At 60.4% G+C, this 17623-nt stretch carries 17 protein-coding genes and 2 tRNA genes; 10 read left to right on the plus strand and 9 right to left on the minus strand.

Going from position 1 to position 17623, the window contains the following annotated elements:
* Window positions 1-20 precede the first annotated feature (20 nt).
* From B9Z47_RS09425 to B9Z47_RS09435, 3 genes are all read left to right on the plus strand, one after another.
* Entirely contained in the window at window positions 21-1850 is a 1830-nt protein-coding gene (locus tag B9Z47_RS09425; RefSeq protein ID WP_158271658.1) for a long-chain fatty acid--CoA ligase, read from the plus strand.
* 73 nt (window positions 1851-1923) lie between these two features.
* Entirely contained in the window at window positions 1924-3096 is a 1173-nt protein-coding gene (locus B9Z47_RS09430) for an ABC transporter substrate-binding protein (protein WP_108330986.1), read from the plus strand.
* A gap of 63 nt (window positions 3097-3159) precedes the next feature.
* A tRNA-Ser gene (locus B9Z47_RS09435) sits at window positions 3160-3247 on the plus strand.
* A 56-nt stretch (window positions 3248-3303) separates the two neighbouring features.
* On the opposite strand, the gene B9Z47_RS09440 is transcribed toward B9Z47_RS09435, so the two are convergent.
* Window positions 3304-4269 carry a Gfo/Idh/MocA family protein gene (locus tag B9Z47_RS09440; RefSeq protein WP_108330987.1) on the minus strand — a complete coding sequence of 322 codons (966 nt, stop codon included), beginning with the start codon at window positions 4267-4269 and terminating at the stop codon, window positions 3304-3306.
* 143 nt (window positions 4270-4412) lie between these two features.
* Between B9Z47_RS09440 and B9Z47_RS09445 the strand changes: the two genes are divergently transcribed.
* From B9Z47_RS09445 to B9Z47_RS09455, 3 genes are all read left to right on the plus strand, one after another.
* On the plus strand, window positions 4413-5417 hold the full coding sequence (locus B9Z47_RS09445; RefSeq protein WP_108330988.1) for a tripartite tricarboxylate transporter substrate binding protein: 1005 nt from the start codon (window positions 4413-4415) through the stop codon (window positions 5415-5417).
* Between the two features lie 80 nt (window positions 5418-5497).
* Window positions 5498-5866 (plus strand): hypothetical protein, encoded by a 369-nt coding sequence (locus B9Z47_RS09450; RefSeq protein ID WP_108330989.1) that lies wholly within the window; start codon window positions 5498-5500, stop codon window positions 5864-5866.
* Window positions 5863-6435, plus strand: coding sequence for a hypothetical protein (locus B9Z47_RS09455; RefSeq protein WP_108330990.1), 573 nt, complete (start codon window positions 5863-5865; stop codon window positions 6433-6435). The genes B9Z47_RS09450 and B9Z47_RS09455 overlap by 4 nt, the downstream gene beginning before the upstream one ends.
* Before the next feature lie 6 nt (window positions 6436-6441).
* Here B9Z47_RS09455 and hemW read toward each other — a convergent pair whose 3' ends face one another.
* From hemW to rph, 3 genes are read right to left on the minus strand one after another with little or no spacing between them, the layout of a single operon-like run.
* Window positions 6442-7656 (minus strand): radical SAM family heme chaperone HemW, encoded by a 1215-nt coding sequence (gene hemW / locus B9Z47_RS09460; RefSeq protein WP_108330991.1) that lies wholly within the window; start codon window positions 7654-7656, stop codon window positions 6442-6444.
* Window positions 7653-8267, minus strand: coding sequence for an RdgB/HAM1 family non-canonical purine NTP pyrophosphatase (gene rdgB, locus B9Z47_RS09465; protein WP_108330992.1), 615 nt, complete (start codon window positions 8265-8267; stop codon window positions 7653-7655). Before rdgB ends, hemW begins: the two co-directional genes overlap by 4 nt.
* A 17-nt stretch (window positions 8268-8284) precedes the next feature.
* Window positions 8285-8986 carry a ribonuclease PH gene (gene rph / locus B9Z47_RS09470; protein ID WP_369912084.1) on the minus strand — a complete coding sequence of 234 codons (702 nt, stop codon included), beginning with the start codon at window positions 8984-8986 and terminating at the stop codon, window positions 8285-8287.
* A gap of 233 nt (window positions 8987-9219) precedes the next feature.
* On the opposite strand from rph, the gene B9Z47_RS09475 reads away from it, so the two are divergent.
* The 4 genes from B9Z47_RS09475 (at window position 9220) to B9Z47_RS09490 (ending at window position 13349) form a co-directional block, all read left to right on the plus strand.
* Window positions 9220-10122 carry a YicC/YloC family endoribonuclease gene (locus B9Z47_RS09475; protein WP_108330994.1) on the plus strand — a complete coding sequence of 301 codons (903 nt, stop codon included), beginning with the start codon at window positions 9220-9222 and terminating at the stop codon, window positions 10120-10122.
* An 11-nt stretch (window positions 10123-10133) separates the two neighbouring features.
* On the plus strand, window positions 10134-10754 hold the full coding sequence (gene gmk, locus B9Z47_RS09480) for a guanylate kinase (RefSeq protein WP_108330995.1): 621 nt from the start codon (window positions 10134-10136) through the stop codon (window positions 10752-10754).
* Window positions 10755-10784: 30 nt separating this feature from the next.
* Window positions 10785-10985 carry a DNA-directed RNA polymerase subunit omega gene (gene rpoZ, locus B9Z47_RS09485; RefSeq protein ID WP_062402588.1) on the plus strand — a complete coding sequence of 67 codons (201 nt, stop codon included), beginning with the start codon at window positions 10785-10787 and terminating at the stop codon, window positions 10983-10985.
* 102 nt (window positions 10986-11087) lie between these two features.
* Window positions 11088-13349 (plus strand): bifunctional (p)ppGpp synthetase/guanosine-3',5'-bis(diphosphate) 3'-pyrophosphohydrolase, encoded by a 2262-nt coding sequence (locus tag B9Z47_RS09490; RefSeq protein ID WP_108331197.1) that lies wholly within the window; start codon window positions 11088-11090, stop codon window positions 13347-13349.
* A gap of 30 nt (window positions 13350-13379) precedes the next feature.
* On the opposite strand, the gene greB is transcribed toward B9Z47_RS09490, so the two are convergent.
* The 5 genes from greB to B9Z47_RS09515 all read right to left on the minus strand — a co-directional run bounded on the left by greB (window position 13380) and on the right by B9Z47_RS09515 (window position 17612).
* Complete coding sequence (greB, locus tag B9Z47_RS09495; RefSeq protein ID WP_108330996.1) at window positions 13380-13934, minus strand: transcription elongation factor GreB; 555 nt, start codon at window positions 13932-13934, stop codon at window positions 13380-13382.
* Window positions 13935-14053: 119 nt separating this feature from the next.
* A tRNA-Arg gene (locus tag B9Z47_RS09500) sits at window positions 14054-14130 on the minus strand.
* 67 nt (window positions 14131-14197) lie between these two features.
* Window positions 14198-15715, minus strand: coding sequence for an ABC transporter substrate-binding protein (locus B9Z47_RS09505; protein WP_108330997.1), 1518 nt, complete (start codon window positions 15713-15715; stop codon window positions 14198-14200).
* The gene (locus tag B9Z47_RS09510; RefSeq protein WP_108330998.1) at window positions 15712-16611 is read right to left on the minus strand and encodes an ATP-binding cassette domain-containing protein; all 900 of its coding nucleotides are present in this window, start codon (window positions 16609-16611) and stop codon (window positions 15712-15714) included. Before B9Z47_RS09510 ends, B9Z47_RS09505 begins: the two co-directional genes overlap by 4 nt.
* Window positions 16608-17612, minus strand: a complete 1005-nt coding sequence (locus B9Z47_RS09515) for an ABC transporter ATP-binding protein (RefSeq protein ID WP_108331198.1) — start codon at window positions 17610-17612, stop codon at window positions 16608-16610. Before B9Z47_RS09515 ends, B9Z47_RS09510 begins: the two co-directional genes overlap by 4 nt.
* Window positions 17613-17623 lie beyond the last annotated feature (11 nt).

A 17623-nucleotide genomic window follows, 5' to 3' on the forward strand; every position in this document is an offset into this window, starting at 1 on the left:
CCTCCCACACCACGAACACCATGACCGCACCTGCCTCCATCACTTTCCTGGGCGAAGACACGCCTGCCAAGATTTTTCGCCAGCGCTGCCGCACCTGGGCAGATCGGCCGGCTTTGCGCTACAAACAACGTGGCCTCTGGCAAAGCACCAGCTGGGCCGAATACTATGGCCACGCCCGCGCCATGGGCCTGGCCATGCAGAACATGGGGCTTGAGCGTGGACAAGTGGTGTGCGTGCTGGCCGAAAACAGGCCGCAGTGGCTGTATGTGGACATGGCGGCCCAATGCATGGGATTGACCGGCAACGGGGTTTACCCCACCTCGTCGGCAGGTCAGTTGCAACACATCCTGGTGGACTCGAACGCCCGCCTGCTGTTTGTGGAAAACCAAGAGCAACTCGACAAGGCCCTGGAAGTGCGCGCGCAATGCCCGCAATTGCAGCGCATCGTCGTCATGGACCGCGAAGGCCTGCGCGGCTTCAGTGACCCCGACGTGGAATTTTTTGACGATTTTTTGGTGCGTGGCCACACGCTGGCCGCCACCCAGGCATCGGTTTTTGAGGCATCGATTGACCGCACCCAGGCTGAAGACCTGGCCTTCCTGGTCTACACCTCGGGCACCACGGGTGCGCCCAAGGGGGCCATGATCCTGAACCGCAACCTGGTTTTCCAACTGCGCCTGGCCACCGAATACCTGGACATCCAGCCGGGGGACAAATCCGTGTCCTTCCTGCCGCTGTGCCACATTGCCGAACGCATGTCCTCGGTCTACAACCCGCTGGCCCTGGGTCTGATTGTTCACTTTCCGGAAAACTCGGGCACGGTGTTCAACGACTTGCGTGAAGTCGCTCCTCACCTGGTGTTTGCCCCACCCCGGTTCTGGGAGAAGATGTACTCCCAGATCGACCTGTTCATGCGCGATGCCATCGCACCGGCCCGCTGGGCTTATCAAACAGCCCGCACCATGGGCGCTGCGCGGGTTGAAGCCCAACTGCAAGGGCAAGCCAGCCATGCGCCTGGCCTGCTGCAAAACGCCATGCAATGGCTGGCCTTGCGCAATGTGCGGGTCTTTTTGGGCTTGCAAAATATCAAAAGCGCACTCACAGGCGCTGCACCCGTGCCGCCGGATTTGATCCGCTGGTATCTGGGTTGCGGCATCGAACTGCGCGAAGCCTTCGGCATGACAGAGACCACCGGCTTTTGCACCGCCACGCCCCAAGGCGGTTTGCGCCTGGGATGGGCAGGCCTCAAAGCCCCGGGCACCGAAATCCGCATTGGTGAGAACAACGAGGTTCTGGTTCGCGGCCCCAACGTGTTCTTGGGTTACTGGAACATGCCCGAAAAAACCCGCGAAAGTCTGGACGATGAAGGCTGGCTGCACACCGGTGACTGCGGCGAAATCAATGCGGAAGGTTACCTGGCCATCCGCGACCGTATCAAGGACATCCTTATCACCTCGGGCGGCAAAAACGTGACCCCAAGCCACATCGAGAGCCTGCTCAAATTCAGCCCTTACATCACCGATGCGGTGGTCATTGGCGATGGCCGCAAATACCTGACTTGTCTGGTGATGATCGACCAGGAACATGTGGCCCGTTTTGCCCAAGAGCACCAAGTGCCTTACACCGACTTTGGCAGCCTCACGCGGGCCCCCGAAGTCGTGGCCTTGATCCACAGCGAGATCGAGCGCATCAACCCCGAGCTGGCGCGGGTCGAACAAATCAAGGCCTTCAGGATCATTGCCGAGCTGCTCACCGCAGAAGACGAGGAACTCACCCCCACCATGAAACTCAAACGCAAGGTCATCGCCAGCAAGTATGCGGCGCTGATCGAGAGCATGTACCCGAACTGAGGCGGCCGCTCAGGGTAAGCACGCATGCATGATCCAGGCCAGATGACTATCTTTCAACCACAAGGAGACAACCATGAACCTCAGCAGAAGACTTCTCATCCTCGCCACCACGGGTGCCCTCGCAGGGGCCGTTCAAGCGCAAACCACCCAAGGGGTGAGCGACAACGACATCGTGATCGGCACCCACATTGACCTGTCGGGCCCGGCCGCCCCCGGCATGCCCATGCTGCGTCACGGCATGCAACTGCGCATCGACGAGCTCAATGCCGCAGGCGGCGTGCACGGGCGCAAAATCCGGCTGATCGTGGAAGACAACGGCAGCCAGCCCCAAATGGCCGTGCGGGCCGTGCAAAAGCTCATCAAGAGCGATGGTGTTTTTGCCATCGTCAACCCTTTTGGCTCCGGCCCCAATGCAGCCACGGTCAAATTAGCCAACGAAGCGGGCGTGATGGTATTTGCCCCATGGGGTGCTTCGGGCATCATCCAGAAAGTCAGTGGCAACAGCCCTTTGCTGTTCACCACCGTCATGAACTACGACACCACCACCGCCTCTGCGTTGACCTGGGCCGTGAACAACTGGAAGACCCAAAAAGTTGGCGTCATCTACCAAGAGGGCCCCTTTGGTGACCTGGTTCGAGGTGGCATCACCCAAGCCCTCAAGGGTGGCGGCTTCACCGTGGCGGCCGAAGCGGCTTACAAGGTAGGCGACATCGACTTTTCATCGCAAGTGGCCAAGATGAAGGCCGCCAACGTCGACCTGATCGTGGCGGGCACCGTGGTGCGCGAGACCTTGGGGGTCATGAGCGAGGTGAAGAAACTCAATTGGTCTCAGGTCAAGGTCTTGACCACCATTCCAGGCCGCTCCAGCATCGTCGCCCGATTGGGCAAGGACACTGTGGAAGGCCTTTATGGCATCGGTGGCTGGAAACTCCACGACGCTGACAGCACCGACCCCGTGGCCAAGAAATTCATGACCGATTTCAAAGCCAAATTCAACTTGGACGCAGACGAGAACGCAGCCAACGCATACTCTTACACCTCCTGGTTCATCGCAGGCCTGCAAGCTGCTGGGCGCAACCTGACATCGGCCGCCATGGCCAAAAGCATTGCAGGTGTGTCACACCAAGACTTCACCACATTCAACCGGCAGTCTTTCGTCAACAACCATGTCGGTCCTGAATTGGTCTCCATTGACCAAATCAAGGGTGGCAAGTGGGTTCAGGTGGCCGCACCGGGCAGCAAATAATGCCCACGGCCCGGGGCGCGGCTGCGGCCAACCCGGGCCGATCAGGCTACAATCTCCCCCCAAGGAAGCGTGGCAGAGTGGTCGATTGCACCGGTCTTGAAAACCGGCGACTCGAAAGGGTCCGTGAGTTCGAATCTCACCGCTTCCGCCAGACACACCATGCAAAACGCCCCTCTCAAGGGGCGTTTTGCATGGGGCAAAGAAAAATCAGGCCTTGCCCAGCAACATTGCCTCCACCAGTTCCTGAACCGCCAAGGCTTCCTCTGCCGTGGCCAGTTTGTGCGGCTGACCTCGCAACCACAAGTCCACTTCACTCAATTGACGCTGCAGCGCACTGGTGCGCGGGTCTTCGGTGGTCCAGTCCAGCGTCTCTTGCCATGGCCCGCCATCTGATTGCCACAGTTGATAGAACTCCCTGAACTGGTGGTTCATGCGGCTGCCGCGCACGGTGACCTCCTGCCGGTCTGGCTGCTGGCCTCCCGTGGTGGCCATGACCGTGACGGGTTTGCCATCTGCGGTGGTCAAACGGGCCAACATGTCGAGTTCGCACAAAGCCGGGTCTAGCGGGTAGCGCGGCGAGGCATGCTGCAAAGTCAACGGCCCCAGAAAACGCCCAGCCAGAAACAGGAAATGCGAAATCACTTCGCGGGTGTAGCCCCCCTCATGGCGCAGGCGCAACCAATCGGCGTCTTTTTGCCAGGAGCGCGGCCAAGCGGGGTAATTGACCACGATGTCGATGCCCAACAGCTCACCGGTTCGACCTGTGTCGATGGCCTGTTGCAAGGCCTCAAAGCCCCGAGATGCCGCCTGCGTGAAGTTGACCACGCCCGGCAGACGGGCCTGGCGCAACTCAGCGACCAAATCGCGACTTTGCGCATTGTCGGTGCCCAAAGGTTTTTCCATGAACACGCCTTGTCCGGCTGCCGCCGCCTGAAGGGCGTAGGTTTTGCGAGGTCCTGGTGGGCAAGCCAGATAGACCACCTCGGCCCCGGCCATGGCGGCCTGCGCACTCTGGGCAACGGGCACGTCAGGCATGGCCTCAAGGGTTTTAGCCACCGAGACGGGCGACGGGTCCCACACCCCGCAGACCTCAAAAGCCGGGTGAAGCAACGTGTTCTCAAGCATGCGTCGGCCCATGATGCCGAGACCGATGATGGCGATGGAATGTTTCATGGTTTGTCTCCGAAAGTGATGGCAGCTTAACCATTTCAGATTCACCACATCAAAGCTTGGGCCACCCAGTCCTTGCCCTCAAGTGACGCTCAGTCTGCGGCGCTCATGCTAGGCTTTGTTTTTCATTTCACAGAGACAAAAACATGCAAACCCCTTATGCATCGCACTTTGCCCATCGACGCCCATTTCTGTGGGGACTTTTCTTCGCATCGACTTCGCTTTTGTCAACCAGTCAGACTTGGGCGCAGGAGTTTCCACCCAAGAAAAACGTCAGCCTGGTGGTCGGATTTGTCGCTGGCGGGGCTGCTGACATGGGCGCACGCATCATTGCCAAAAAGCTCGGCGAAAACCTGGGCATCTCGGTCACTGTGGAGAACAAGGCCGGTGCAGGCGGCAACATTGCCCACCAATACACCGCCACCGGCCCGGCCGACGGCAGTGTGCTGTTGTTGGGCTCAGTCGGTCCACTGACCATTGCGCCCAGCATGATGAAACTGCCCTACGACCCGGTCAAGGATCTGGCACCGTTGACCATGGCGGTGAACTTCCCCAACGTGCTGGTGGTGCATCCAGGCACCGGCATCAAAAGTTTCAGCGAGTTCATTGCCCACGCCAAAAAAGATCCCGGCAAACTGGACTTTGCCTCCACAGGCCCCGGCTCCGCATCGCATCTGGCAGGAGAACTTTTGAACGACATGGCCAAGATCGACACATTGCATGTCCCTTACAAAGGTGGTGCCGCTGCATTGCAAGACCTGTTGGGTGGGCGCGTAGCTGCCTGGTACGCCACTTACGCCACGGCTGCACCCCATATCGAGGCCGGCAAAGTGGTGCCGCTGGCCAGCACCGGCACGCAACGCCTGAACAGCTTGCCCAACATCCCGACCATCGCCGAATCGGGCTATCCAGGTTTCAGCGCCACCAACTGGTACGCTTTCGTGGCCTCGTCCAAGGTGCCAGCTCTCCTGCTGGACCGTTGGAACGCAGAGTTGGTCAAGGTTTTGTCGGCCCCCGATGTGGTGGAACAATTGAACAAGCATGGCCTGACCCCCATGCCCGGTTCGCGCGACGATTTGGCGCGGTACATGGCCAAGGAGACCGCGACCTGGGGACGCATCATCCGTGAAAGGAAAATCTCCGCACAGTGAGCCATGAGTCATCAACCGTTACATCTACAGGCCGGGCCGTCCATTTAGTTTTGCCAATTAATTCGATAAAATTGAAACCTATGGAAAAACCACAAAGTCCTTTTGCCTCTGCATATTTGCGCTTCCTTCAGCTGGCCAAGGTGGTTCAGGCTTTACCCGATGGACAAGACATGGACGCCAACGAAGTGGCTTTGCTGGAGTCGGTGGTGTTGCGCTGGTACGAAAACCAGCCCATGACGGTTCGCGAAGCCATCGGTCTGGCGGATCTGGGGTCGCCTGCCACCTTGCACAAACGCATCACGCGTCTGCGCGAAAAAGACATGCTCAGCACCTTGAACCAGGACGGTGATCGCCGAGCCAAGTTCCTGATCCCGACGCAACGCACGCTGAATTACTTCAACAATTTGGGGCGATCCATGCAGCAAGCCCATGAGCAGCTGACTGCATGAAGCTTTTGGTGCGGGGCGCTGTCGAAAAAACCGTGCTGACGCTGGTCAGCGCGGTTTTGTTTTTCGGCTTCTTTCAGTTCAACCAATGGCTTTTCTCCAGTCTCGAATACCGCGATGGGGTCAATTGGGTGTTTTTGCCAGCCGGTTTTCGGGTCATCCTGGTCCTGGTCATGGGTCTGCGCGGCGCTTTGGGCATCATGCTGGCCACTTGGTTCATTGACCGTGAGCTTTTCAGTGGCTCGTCGATGTCCTTGGCATTTTTGAATGGCATGGTCTCTGGCTTGACACCCCTGCTGATGCTCAAGCTGATGAACAAATGGCAAGGGATGGGTGCGCAACTGCAGCACCTGACCGCATCTCAATTGCTCAATCTGACCTTGTTTTTTGCAGCGGCCAACGCCCTTGTTCACCATTTGGTTTGGCTGCTGCTCGGACATGCTGACATCAACATCTGGGTGGACATCTGGCCCATGTTCATCGGGGATGCATCGGGTGCCATGTTGATGCTTTACGGCTTGAAATTCGTGCTGAACCGGGTCCATATTAGCCCATCCGTGCACCCGCACTGAAGCCGCTTATCTGGCGCTGTCGTCCAAAAACAGCGCTTGCAAATCGCTCAAAAAGTCAAAGCCCTTTTCCGTCGGCCAGACCCGGTGCAGATCGCGGCCAATCAAGCCTTGTTTCTCTGCCGCTTGCAAACCCTGCTGGATGCTGGTCATGGCCAAACCGGTGCGGTCCACATAGTCAGCCAAATCAAACCCACCGCGCAAACGCAAGGCGTTCAGCATGAATTCGAATGGCAAGTCCTGGCGTGACACCTCGGTGCTTTGCGTCACGGGCTCACCCTTCATGGCCTGCTGCATGTAGAGCGCAGGTTCGCGGTAACGCACCTGCCGCAGCACGCGGTGCGCAAAACTGAGCTTGCTGTGTGCCCCGGCACCCATGCCCAGATAGTCGCCAAACTGCCAGTAGTTCAGGTTGTGGGCGCACTGGTGTCCGGGCTTGGCGTAGGCTGAGACCTCGTAACGGTTGAGCCCCGCCAAGCCGGTCAGCTCGGTGATGCGGTCCATCATTTCGTAGGCCAGATCGTCTTCGGGCAAGGCGGGCGGGAACTTGGCGAACACCGTGTTGGGCTCGATGGTCAAGTGGTAGATCGAGATGTGCGGCGGCGCAAAGGCCAGCGCGGTCTGGATGTCTTGCGTCAGGCCTGCCAAGGTCTGGCCCGGCAAGGCGTACATCAGGTCCAGGTTGAAGGTGTCAAACACCTGCGCGGCTTCGGTCACGGCGGCCAGCGCTTGATCGCGGTCGTGCACCCGACCCAAGGCTTTCAAGTGCGCATTGTCAAAACTCTGCACGCCAATCGACAAGCGGGTGATGCCCGCCTGGCGGAAAGCCTTGAAGCGGTCTTTCTCGAAAGTGCCGGGGTTGGCCTCCATGGTGATCTCGGCGTCAGGTGCCAAGCGCACGCGGGCACGGATGCCACCCACCAAACGGTCTATCGCTTCAGGCGAAAACAGGCTGGGTGTGCCGCCGCCCAAAAACACGGTCTGGATGCTGCGGCCCCAGATCAGCGGCAGACTAGCTTCCAAGTCGGCGAACAGGGCGTCGATGTAGGCGTCTTGCGTGGACGGCGCGTCGGCCCCGGCCCGAAATTCATGCGAATTGAAGTCGCAATACGGGCACTTCTTGATGCACCAGGGCAGATGCACATACAGCGACAGCGGCGGCAAGGCATTGAGCTGCAACACGCCGGGGCGCATGGCGTGCACCGGGTCAAGGTGTGGACTCATGCGGCGGAACCATCCAGCCAACGCTCGCGCATCAGCGCCAGCATGGCTTGCGCGGCGCGACCCCGGTGGCTGTTGGCATTCTTCACTTCGGTGGGCAGCTCGGCAAAGGTCTTGCCAAATTCGGGCAAGAACAAAACCGGATCGAAGCCAAATCCGTTGCTGCCCCGGCGCTCGGGCGCGATCTGCACCACCACCCGACCCACGGCAATCAGGGGCTCCGGGTCGTCGGCACTGCGCACGGCCACCAAGGTGCTGACCATGGCGGCGCGGCGGTTGGTGATGCCCTGCATTTGCGCCAGCAGCGCGGTGACATTGGTGTCATCGCCTTTGGGGTAGCCAAAGCGGGTGGCGTAATACGCCGTGTCCACGCCCGGCTGCCCCCCAAACGCATCCACGCACAAACCCGCATCATCGGCCAGGGCGGGCAAGCCGCTCAGCTGCGCAGCGTGCCGGGCTTTGGCCAAGGCGTTTTCAACGAAGGTCTTGAAGGGCTCTGCCGCTTCGGGGATGTTCAGCTCGGACTGGCGCACCAGCGTCATGCCCAGTGGCGCCAACAGGGTTTGCAGCTCGGCCAGTTTGCCCGCATTGTTGGAGGCCAAAACGATTTTCATGAACCTACCGCCAAGCTTCAAGCGCTGAAAGTCAGGGTCTTGGGCTCGTCGTGCGCCTGCTTTTGCAGCTGCACCAGCTGGGCAATGCCTTTTTCGGCCAAGGCCAGCATGCGGTCCATCTCGACGCGGGTGAAGGCCACGCCTTCGGCCGTGCCCTGCACTTCCACAAAATTGCCCGCACCGGTCATGACCACGTTCATGTCGGTGTCGCAAGCCGAGTCTTCGGGGTAATCCAGATCGAGCAAGGGGGTGCCGTTTTTCAGGCCCACCGAGATGGCGGCCACGCGGTCGATGATGGGCGACTCGCTCAGTTTGCCCGTGGCCATGAGCCAGTTGACGGCGTCTTGCGCCGCCACAAAAGCGCCCGTGATGCTTGCGGTGCGCGTGCCGCCGTCGGCTTGCAGCACATCGCAGTCGAGGTGAATGGTGCGCTCGCCCAGTTTTTTCAGGTCAAACACCGCCCGCAGCGAGCGGCCAATCAGGCGCTGAATCTCTTGCGTGCGGCCGCTTTGCTTGCCGCGTGCAGCTTCGCGGTCACCCCGGGTGTGCGTGGCACGGGGCAGCATGCCGTATTCGGCAGTCACCCAGCCTTCGCCGCTGCCTTTTTTGTGGCCGGGCACTTTTTCTTCGACCGAAGCGGTGCACAACACCCGTGTCTGACCAAACTCGATGAGCACCGAGCCTTCGGCGTGCACGGTGTAACCGCGGGTGATGCGCACGGGGCGCAATGCATCGCAGGCGCGGTCGCTTCGGACGTAAGAGACATTGGTGTTCATGGTGGCGCTGAAAGTGTGTTGACCGCCTTACCCGTCCAGGTGCAGACGGGGCGGGCCAAAGAGTTTGAGATAATGCCTTGTTTCATGCTCAGCTGTTAGGCTGAGCATCTGCAGCGCATCATGGCCAGTGTGGCTTGGCGCTGTCACAAGGAACTTGATTCATGCCAGTTTACAGTATGACCGGATACGCCAGCGTGCAACACAGCCCGCTGGCTGCAGACGGTGACGCCCCTGCCAGCACGGCCCCAACAGCCCGGCTGGGGTTCGAAATTCGCTCGGTCAACAGCCGTTTTCTGGACCTGTCTTTTCGCCTGCCCGAAGATCTGCGCCAGCTCGAACCCGGCCTGCGCGAACTGATCACCCGCCAGATCAAACGCGGCAAAGTGGAGGTGCGCGCCAGCCAGGATGCCGGCGACGGCGCTGCCTTGCAAGCCCCCAACCACCAGGCCCTGCAAAAAATCGCGGCCTTGCAAGACAAAATTCAGGACTGGTTGCCCGGTGCTCGCGCCCTGAGCGTGGCCGATGTGTTGCGCATGACCGCCGGCAGCTCGGGCCAGACCGCACCCGACGAAGCAGCCTGGATGCAGTTGGCCACGCGAGCGGTGGACGCCCTGCGCGAAGCACGCGCCCGCGAAGGCGCGCGCCTGACTGAGATGCTGCAAGGTCACATTGCCCAACTGCGCAGCTTGGCCGAGCAGGCGGTGCCTTTGGTGCCGCAGCTCGTCGAGCAACAGCGCCAGCGCTTTCTGGAGCGCTGGAAAGACGCCATGGCTCTGGCCGATGGCAGCCACCTGCCCGAAGCCGCGCAAGACCGGGCCCTGACCGAGGCCACCGCCTTTGCCATCCGCATCGATGTGGCCGAAGAGCTGACCCGCCTGCGCTCGCACCTGGACGAACTCAGCCGCTTGCTGGACAAGGGCGGCGACATCGGCAAGCGCCTGGACTTTTTGATCCAGGAGCTGCACCGCGAAGCCAACACCCTGGGCTCCAAATCGGCCGTGCTGGAGATGACCCGCATCTCGGTGGACATGAAAGTGCTGATCGAGCAAATGCGCGAACAAGTCCAAAACATCGAATAAAGAGCCTGAACATGGATTACCCAGGAAACCTGTTTGTCGTGGCCGCCCCCAGCGGGGCTGGCAAATCCAGTCTGGTCAAGGCCTTGATGGAGCTGGATTCGCGCGTACAACCCACCGTCTCGCACACCACCCGCGCCCCCCGAGGCCAGGAAAAGCACGGCCGCGAATACTTTTTCGCCTCGGCGCAGGAGTTCGACGCCATGGTGCTGGGCGACGCGTTTGTCGAGTGGGCCCATGTGCACGGCCAGCGCTACGGCACCTCCAAAAAGATGATCGAAGACCGCATGGCCCAAGGGGCCGATGTGGTGCTGGAAATCGACTACCAGGGTGCCCTGCAGATCAAGAAAATGTACGCCAATGCGGTGCTGATCTTCATCTTGCCGCCCAGCTGGGAAGAATTGCGCTCGCGCCTGGAGCGCCGGGGCGAGGATGCGCCTGAGATCATCGAGCTGCGCCTGCAGAATGCGGCGGTAGAGATGGCACAAGCCAAAGAATTCGACTTCGTTATAATCAACGAAGTATTTGATCGTGCCCTGTTTGACCTCAAAGCGGTTGTTCACGCCCAGCGGCTCAAGTACCACGTTCAGCGCCGCGCCCGGCCTGACACCTTTCAAGCCCTCAAGATGGCTTGAACCCCGCACAGACATTTTCAAGGAAAACTCATGGCCCGCATCACTGTTGAAGATTGCCTGGAACAGATCCCCAACCGCTTTCAGTTGGTTTTGGCCGCCACTTACCGCGCCCGCATGTTGAGCCAAGGCCACACACCCCGCATCGAAAGCAAAAACAAACCCGGCGTGACCGCCTTGCGCGAAATCGCAGCCGGTAAAGTTGGCATTGAGATGCTCAAGCGGGTCTCCTGACCACCGCAAGTCCCGGCACCAGCCGGGTCTGTCATGCCCCAGTCATGGGGCTTTTTTTCGTCTGCGCCATGCGTCTGCAAATGCTTGCGTTACATTGAAGCCATGAGCCCCCTCACGCCCTCGCCCAAATCCGCTGCCGGCCGCACGCCACCCAAGGCTGTGGCCAATGCGGCAGCGGCCAGTTTCGCAGCCCTGGAAGCCCAACTCGGCTACCTCAGCGAAGCCGAAACGGACATGGTGCGCAGAGCCTACAAATTTGCCGACGAAGCCCACCTGGGTCAGATGCGCAAAAGTGGCGAGCCCTACATCACCCACCCGATCGCGGTGGCCGGTCTGTGCACTGAATGGAAACTGGACGCGCAGGCACTGGCCGCGGCCTTGCTGCACGACGCCATGGAAGACTGCGGCGTCACCAAGATCGAGTTGATCGAGCGCTTTGGCTCCCCGGTGGCCGAACTGGTGGACGGCCTGACCAAACTGGACAAGCTGGAGTTCAACACCCGGGAAGAAAACCAGGCCGAGTCGTTTCGCAAGATGCTGCTGGCCATGGCCCGCGATGTGCGCGTCATCCTCATCAAGCTGGCCGACCGCACCCACAACATGCGCACCATGGGCGACATGCCGCGCAGCAAGTGGGGCCGCATCGCCTCCGAAACCCTGGAAATTTACGCACCGATTGCCCACCGCCTGGGCCTGAACCAGATCTACCGCGAACTGCAAGACCTGGCTTTCAAGCACCTGCTGCCCTGGCGCTATGCCGTGTTGACCAAGGCGGTCTCGCGCGCACGCAACCGCCGCCGCGACTTGATTCAAAAGGTGCAGGCCGATGTCGAGGCGGTGTTTGCTCAGGCCAAGATGGACGTGCGCATCAGTGGCCGCGAAAAAACCCTTTACTCCATCTACAAAAAGATGGATGAAAAGCACCTGAGCTTTGCCCAGGTGACCGACATTTACGGCTTCCGGGTCATCGTGGCTTCGGTGATTGACTGCTACACGGCCCTGGGCTGGTTGCACCAGATCTACAAGCCTGTGCCCGGCAAGTTCAAGGACCACATCGCCATTGCCAAGGTCAACGGCTACCAGTCGCTGCACACCACACTGGTCGGGCCATCGGGCGTGAACGTCGAGTTTCAGATGCGCACCGAGGCCATGCACCTGGTGGCCGAGTCCGGCGTGGCCGCCCACTGGCTGTACAAAGCGCATGAATCGGCCAGCGCCCAGTCGGAGCGCCTGGGCACGCAGTGGCTGCAATCGCTTTTGGACATCCAGACCGAAACACGCGACGCGGCCGAGTTCTGGGACCACGTCAAAGTCGACCTGTTTCCCGATGCCGTTTATGTGTTCACCCCCAAGAGCCAGATCATGGCTTTGCCACGCGGTGCCACGGTGGTGGACTTTGCTTATGCCATCCACAGCCGGGTGGGCGACCACGCCATGGCCGCCCGCATCAATGGCGACCAGGTGCCGCTGCGCACCGAGCTCAAAAACGGCGATGTGGTCGAAGTGATCACCGCGCCCGTATCGGCCCCCAACCCAGCTTGGTTGGGCTTTGTGCGCACCGGACGAGCCCGCTCCAAAATCCGCCACCACCTCAAGACCATGGCGCAAACCGAGTCGGTCGAGCTGGGCGAAAAACTCCTGTCCCAAGCGCTGCGGGCCGAAGGCATCGACAAACTGCCCTCTGACGAAGAAGCCGATCAGATCATTTGGGAAAAGCTGCTGCGTTTCACGGGCAACCGCAACCGCGCAGATTTGTTGATGGACATTGGCCTGGGCAAACGCATCGCCACCATTGTGGCCAAGCGCCTGACCGCTTTGCTGTCCGAGCGGGGCCAAAAGCCCGATGCACTGCTGATGACGCGCGAGCGTTTCACTGCGCACGAATCCATCTCGCAAGGGGCCATCACCCTGGACGGCAGCGAAAACGCGTCGGTGGTCTATTCACGCTGCTGCCGCCCACTGCCCGGTGACGACATCGTGGGTTACTTGGGGCGCGGCGAAGGCCTGGCTGTGCACACCCGGGACTGCGCCACCGCACGCAAACTGGAACACAAGGACAGCGAACGCTTCATTGGGGTGGAGTGGTCAGACGAATTGAGCCGCAATTTCGAGACCGCCATCAACGTCAGCGTGGTCAATGGCAAAGGCGTGCTGGCCCGTGTGGCCGGTGCACTGGCCGCTGCCGAGACCGACATCGTGCACGTGGACATGGGCAGCGATTCACCGCAGGACATGGCTGAGTTGAAGTTTGTGATTGCTGTGCGGGACGTGGCGCATCTGGAGCAGGTCTTGCGTCATCTCAAGCGCACCCCCTCGGTGGTCAAGGCCGAACGCCAGGCCCACAAAGGCAACGCCACGGCCTGACACAGCCCAGCCAGCGTCCAAGCAGCGCTGTCAGGCCGACGCCGGATAGCTGACCTGCAACACCTCGATGTCGATCACGCCTGCGGGCGTGACCAGCTTGAGTTCATCGCCTTCGCGTGACTTGATCAAGGTCCGCGCAATCGGCGACACCCAGCTGACCTGCCCTTGCAAACTGTCGGCTTCATCGATGCCCAAGATCGTGACCGTGCGCTCGATGCCCGAGGCCTCTGCGTAAGTGACCGTGGCCCCAAAAAACACCTGGTCGCTGCCGTGGTGCACTGCAGGGTCCACCACTTCGGCCATCTCCAGTCGCTTGGTCAGAAAGCGGATACGCCGGTCGATCTCGCGCAGGCGCTTTTTGCCGTAGAGGTAATCGCCGTTTTCTGAGCGGTCGCCGTTGCTGGCGGCCCAATGCACGATCTCGACCACCTTGGGCCGCTCGTCATCGATCAGGGCAAACAACTCGGCCCGCATGCGGGCGTAACCCTCAGGCGTCATGTAATTGCGTGCGCCCGAAGGCAAAGCTGGCAAACCCAGCTCGTCGTCATCGTCGCCGTCGGTCTCTTTGGTAAAGGCTTTGCTCATGTCCTGGTGTTCAAGGGCAAAAATACGGAACGCCACAAAGGGCCATGTTTTGGGGACGGATGTTTTGGAGTGCGGAAATAGAAAAAGCCCACAACTTTCGTTGTGGGCTTTCTAATTTTTGGTGCGGCTGGCAGGAATCGAACCCACGACCCCTTGGTTCGTAGCCAAGTACTCTATCCAGCTGAGCTACAGCCGCATCATGCATTGAATTATAGCAAGCTTTTTGGGGCCATTCGGGGCCGCCTGCAATTTATGTCTGCAATTTACTGCCAGGAAACGGCGGACATGTCGTTGGCGAAAATAGGCGAGCTCGACCACAGGCCTTTGAGGCCTTTGCGGTAAACGGCCGTATTGGACGCATTGAACAAAAACACGTTCACCGCATCCTTGGCAATCATGCGCTGCATGTCACCAAACAGTTGCGTGCGCTCTTTGGCCGTTGTGGCTGCAGAATGTTTGGCCGCCAGATCGCGGAAGGCCTTGCTGTCATAGCCCCAGTAGTACTGCGGGTTGGCATAGGCCATGTAGTCCAGCGGCTCCACATGGTTGATGACCGTCAAATCAAAGTTGCCCTTGAAGGTGCCGCCCAGCCATTGAGCCCATTCCACGTTTTCAATTTTGGCAACGATGCCGACTTTCGCCAGTTGCGCGGCGAGAATCTCGCCCCCCTTGCGCGCATAAGGCGGTGGGGGCAAAGTCAAGGTGACATTGAGCGGCGTTTGCACACCGGCTTCTTTCAGCAGGGCTTTGGCTTTTTCAGGGTCATAGGCGTAGGTACCGCTCAACTCCACATAACCCGCATCGGTGGGGGCCATGTGGCTGCCAATGGGTTTGGCCAGACCTTCGAACACGCCATCGATGAAAGCTTTTTTGTCGACCGCATGCGACAAGGCGCGGCGAACGCGCACGTCGTCAAAAGGTTTTTTACGGTTGTTGATGGTCATGATGCCTTTGCCCGCAGAGCTGCCCATCTCGACCACAAAGCGCTTGTCGGCCTGGAATTGCTTGAGGCTTTGCGGTGACTGGAAACGCGGCATGCCGTCGATGTCGCCCGCCAACAAGGCGGCCACCTGGGCAGCCGAATCGTTGATGAATCGGAAAGTGACCTTCTTCACTTTGATGGCATTGGCATCGCGAAAGCCATCCCATTTGGACAAAGTCACCGCAGAGCCTTTGGCCCAGCTGTCGAGTTTGTAAGGACCTGTGCCCACGGGCTTGGTGGCCGCGTTGGCGGCGCTGTCTGGGTGCAGGATGACGGCGGTGTTCTCGCCCATGCGGAACAGGAAGTTGCCGTCCGGATTGGTCAACACCAGCACCACGGTGTGCGCGTCGGGTGTGGAGATGTGGCTGATGTTGTTGAACACCGCGCCTTTGGCCTTGTTGGTGCTCTTGGCATCTTTGGCCCGCTCGAAGCTGAACTTGACAGCGGCCGAATCAAAATGGGTGCCATCCGAGAACTTCACGCCTTTGCGCAGTTTGAAGGTGTAGGCCTTGCCGTCGGCGTCCATTTTCCAGCTCTCGGCCAGCAACGGGCTGATGCTGCCATCGACGTTGATTTTGGTCAGGCCCTCCAAGATGTTGTAGTGCACCACTTCACCGATGGCGGCAGCCGGGGCCATGGTCGGGTCCAGGCTGGTGGGCTCCAGGATCATGCCCAGCGTGACGGTATCCTTGCGCGGCTGCGCTTGCGCCTGCAAAGGGGCAGCCACCCCAGTGGCGACCAACACAGCCACCGAGCTCAAAGCGAGGGTGCGGCGGGTCAAAGAAAAGACGTTTTTCATGGGGACTCCTGCGTCAAAAATGAAGGGGGCTGGCCCGGAATGGCGGCCAATAACTTGCGAGTGTAAGGGTGCTCGGCTTGCTGAAAAATTTGGCTTGCGGGGCCTTGTTCCACCACACGGCCTGACTGCAGCACCAGCACATCGTCGCACATCAAATTCACCACCGCCAGGTCGTGGCTGACGAACAGATAACTCAGGCCGTAGCGGTCTTGCAGGTCCATCATCAGGTTCAGCACTTGGGCCTGCACCGACACATCGAGCGCACTGACCGGCTCATCGGCCACGATCAATGCAGGGCGCGTGATCAAGGCGCGGGCAATGGCAATGCGCTGGCGTTGCCCACCGGAAAACTCATGCGGGTATTTGTCGAGGTCTGCGCTTCTGAGGCCTACCTCGCTCAGGGCCTCAGCGGCGCGGTCGCGCAGCTCTGCTTTGCTGTCGGCGCGGTCGCGCAGATCAGCTTTGCTTTCGATGCGGTCGCGCAGCTCAGATCGGTCATCCACAGGTTTGAGCAAGGTCTGGATCGGCTCGGTCACGATGGCCAGCACTTTTTGGCGCGGGTCCAGCGAGCCGTACGGGTCCTGAAACACCATCTGAAAACCGCTACGCAACTGACGCAAAGCTAGGCCACGAGTTTGGTGAACGTCCACCCCCTTGAACAAGACCTGTCCCTCGGTGGGCGTGTCCAGCGCCATGACCAGCCGTGCCAAAGTGGACTTGCCCGAACCCGACTCGCCCACGATGCCCAAGCTTTTGCCCGGCTGCAGCGTGAAGCTCACGTCCGACAAAGCCTGCAAAGCGCCTGCGGGTTGAAACAAACCCGCGCGGGGCAAGGCAAAGCGCCGTCCCAAGTGCTTCACCTCCAGCAGCGGCGCAGATGTGGGCGGAACGCTCATGGCAACCTCCAGCGCGGGCAACTGACCATGTGGGGCGTTTCGCCAACGGCTTCGCTGGCGATACTTTCAGCCTGTGGTGGTATGCGGCGGCAATCGTCAAGCGCCAAGCTGCAGCGGTCGGCAAAAGCGCAACCGGCAGGAAAATCCATCAACTCGGGCACACTGCCGGGGATGGTGGTCAAACGTGTGCCACGTGCCAGCCCCAGACGCGGCCGCGCCGCAAACAAGCCCCGCGTGTAAGGGTGCGCCCGGTGTGCAAACAGCTCAGGTGTAGCAGCGCTCTCGACCACCGCCCCACCGTACATCACCATCACACGGTCCACCTGGTCCCGCATCAGGCCCAAGTCATGGCTGATCAAGAGCAAGCCCATGCCATCTTCGCGAACCAGTTGCTGGATGAGCGCCAGCACCTCTTTTTGCACCGTCACATCCAGCGCGGTGGTGGGCTCGTCGGCAATCAGCAGGTCGGGGCTGCAGGCCAGCGCGATCGAGATCATGACGCGCTGGCGTTGCCCGCCCGAGAGTTCGTGCGGATAGGCATCAAGACGCTCACGCGCCCGGGGCAGCTGCACGCGTTCGAGCAGTTGCAGGGCGCGGGCTTTGGCGTCGCTGGCGCTCATGTATTGGTGCAGACGCAAGGGCTCAGCGATCTGCTTCCAGATCGGGTGCAAGGGGTTGAGCGCCGTCATCGGCTCCTGGAAGATCATGGCCATGCGGGCACCACGCAGCCGGCACATCTGCGGCTCTGGCAGGCCCACCAGCTCCTGGCCTTGCAGCGAGATGGAGCCACTCACGCGGGCGCGTTCGGGCAACAAGCCCATCAGGGCCAAAGCGGTGAGCGATTTGCCACTGCCACTCTCGCCAATCAGGCCCACCGTCTGGCCCCGCTCCATGCGCCATGACACGCCACGCAGGGCCTGTGCCCAGCCCCGGGCCGTGGGCAGGCTCACGCGCAAATCATCGACTTGCAGCAAAGGCTTGGCGCTTGGAAGATCGCTCATGTTCACCTTCA

Origin of the sequence: Limnohabitans sp. 2KL-1, assembly GCF_003063435.1 — a bacterium.
Taxonomy (GTDB): Bacteria; Pseudomonadota; Gammaproteobacteria; order Burkholderiales; family Burkholderiaceae_C; genus Limnohabitans_A.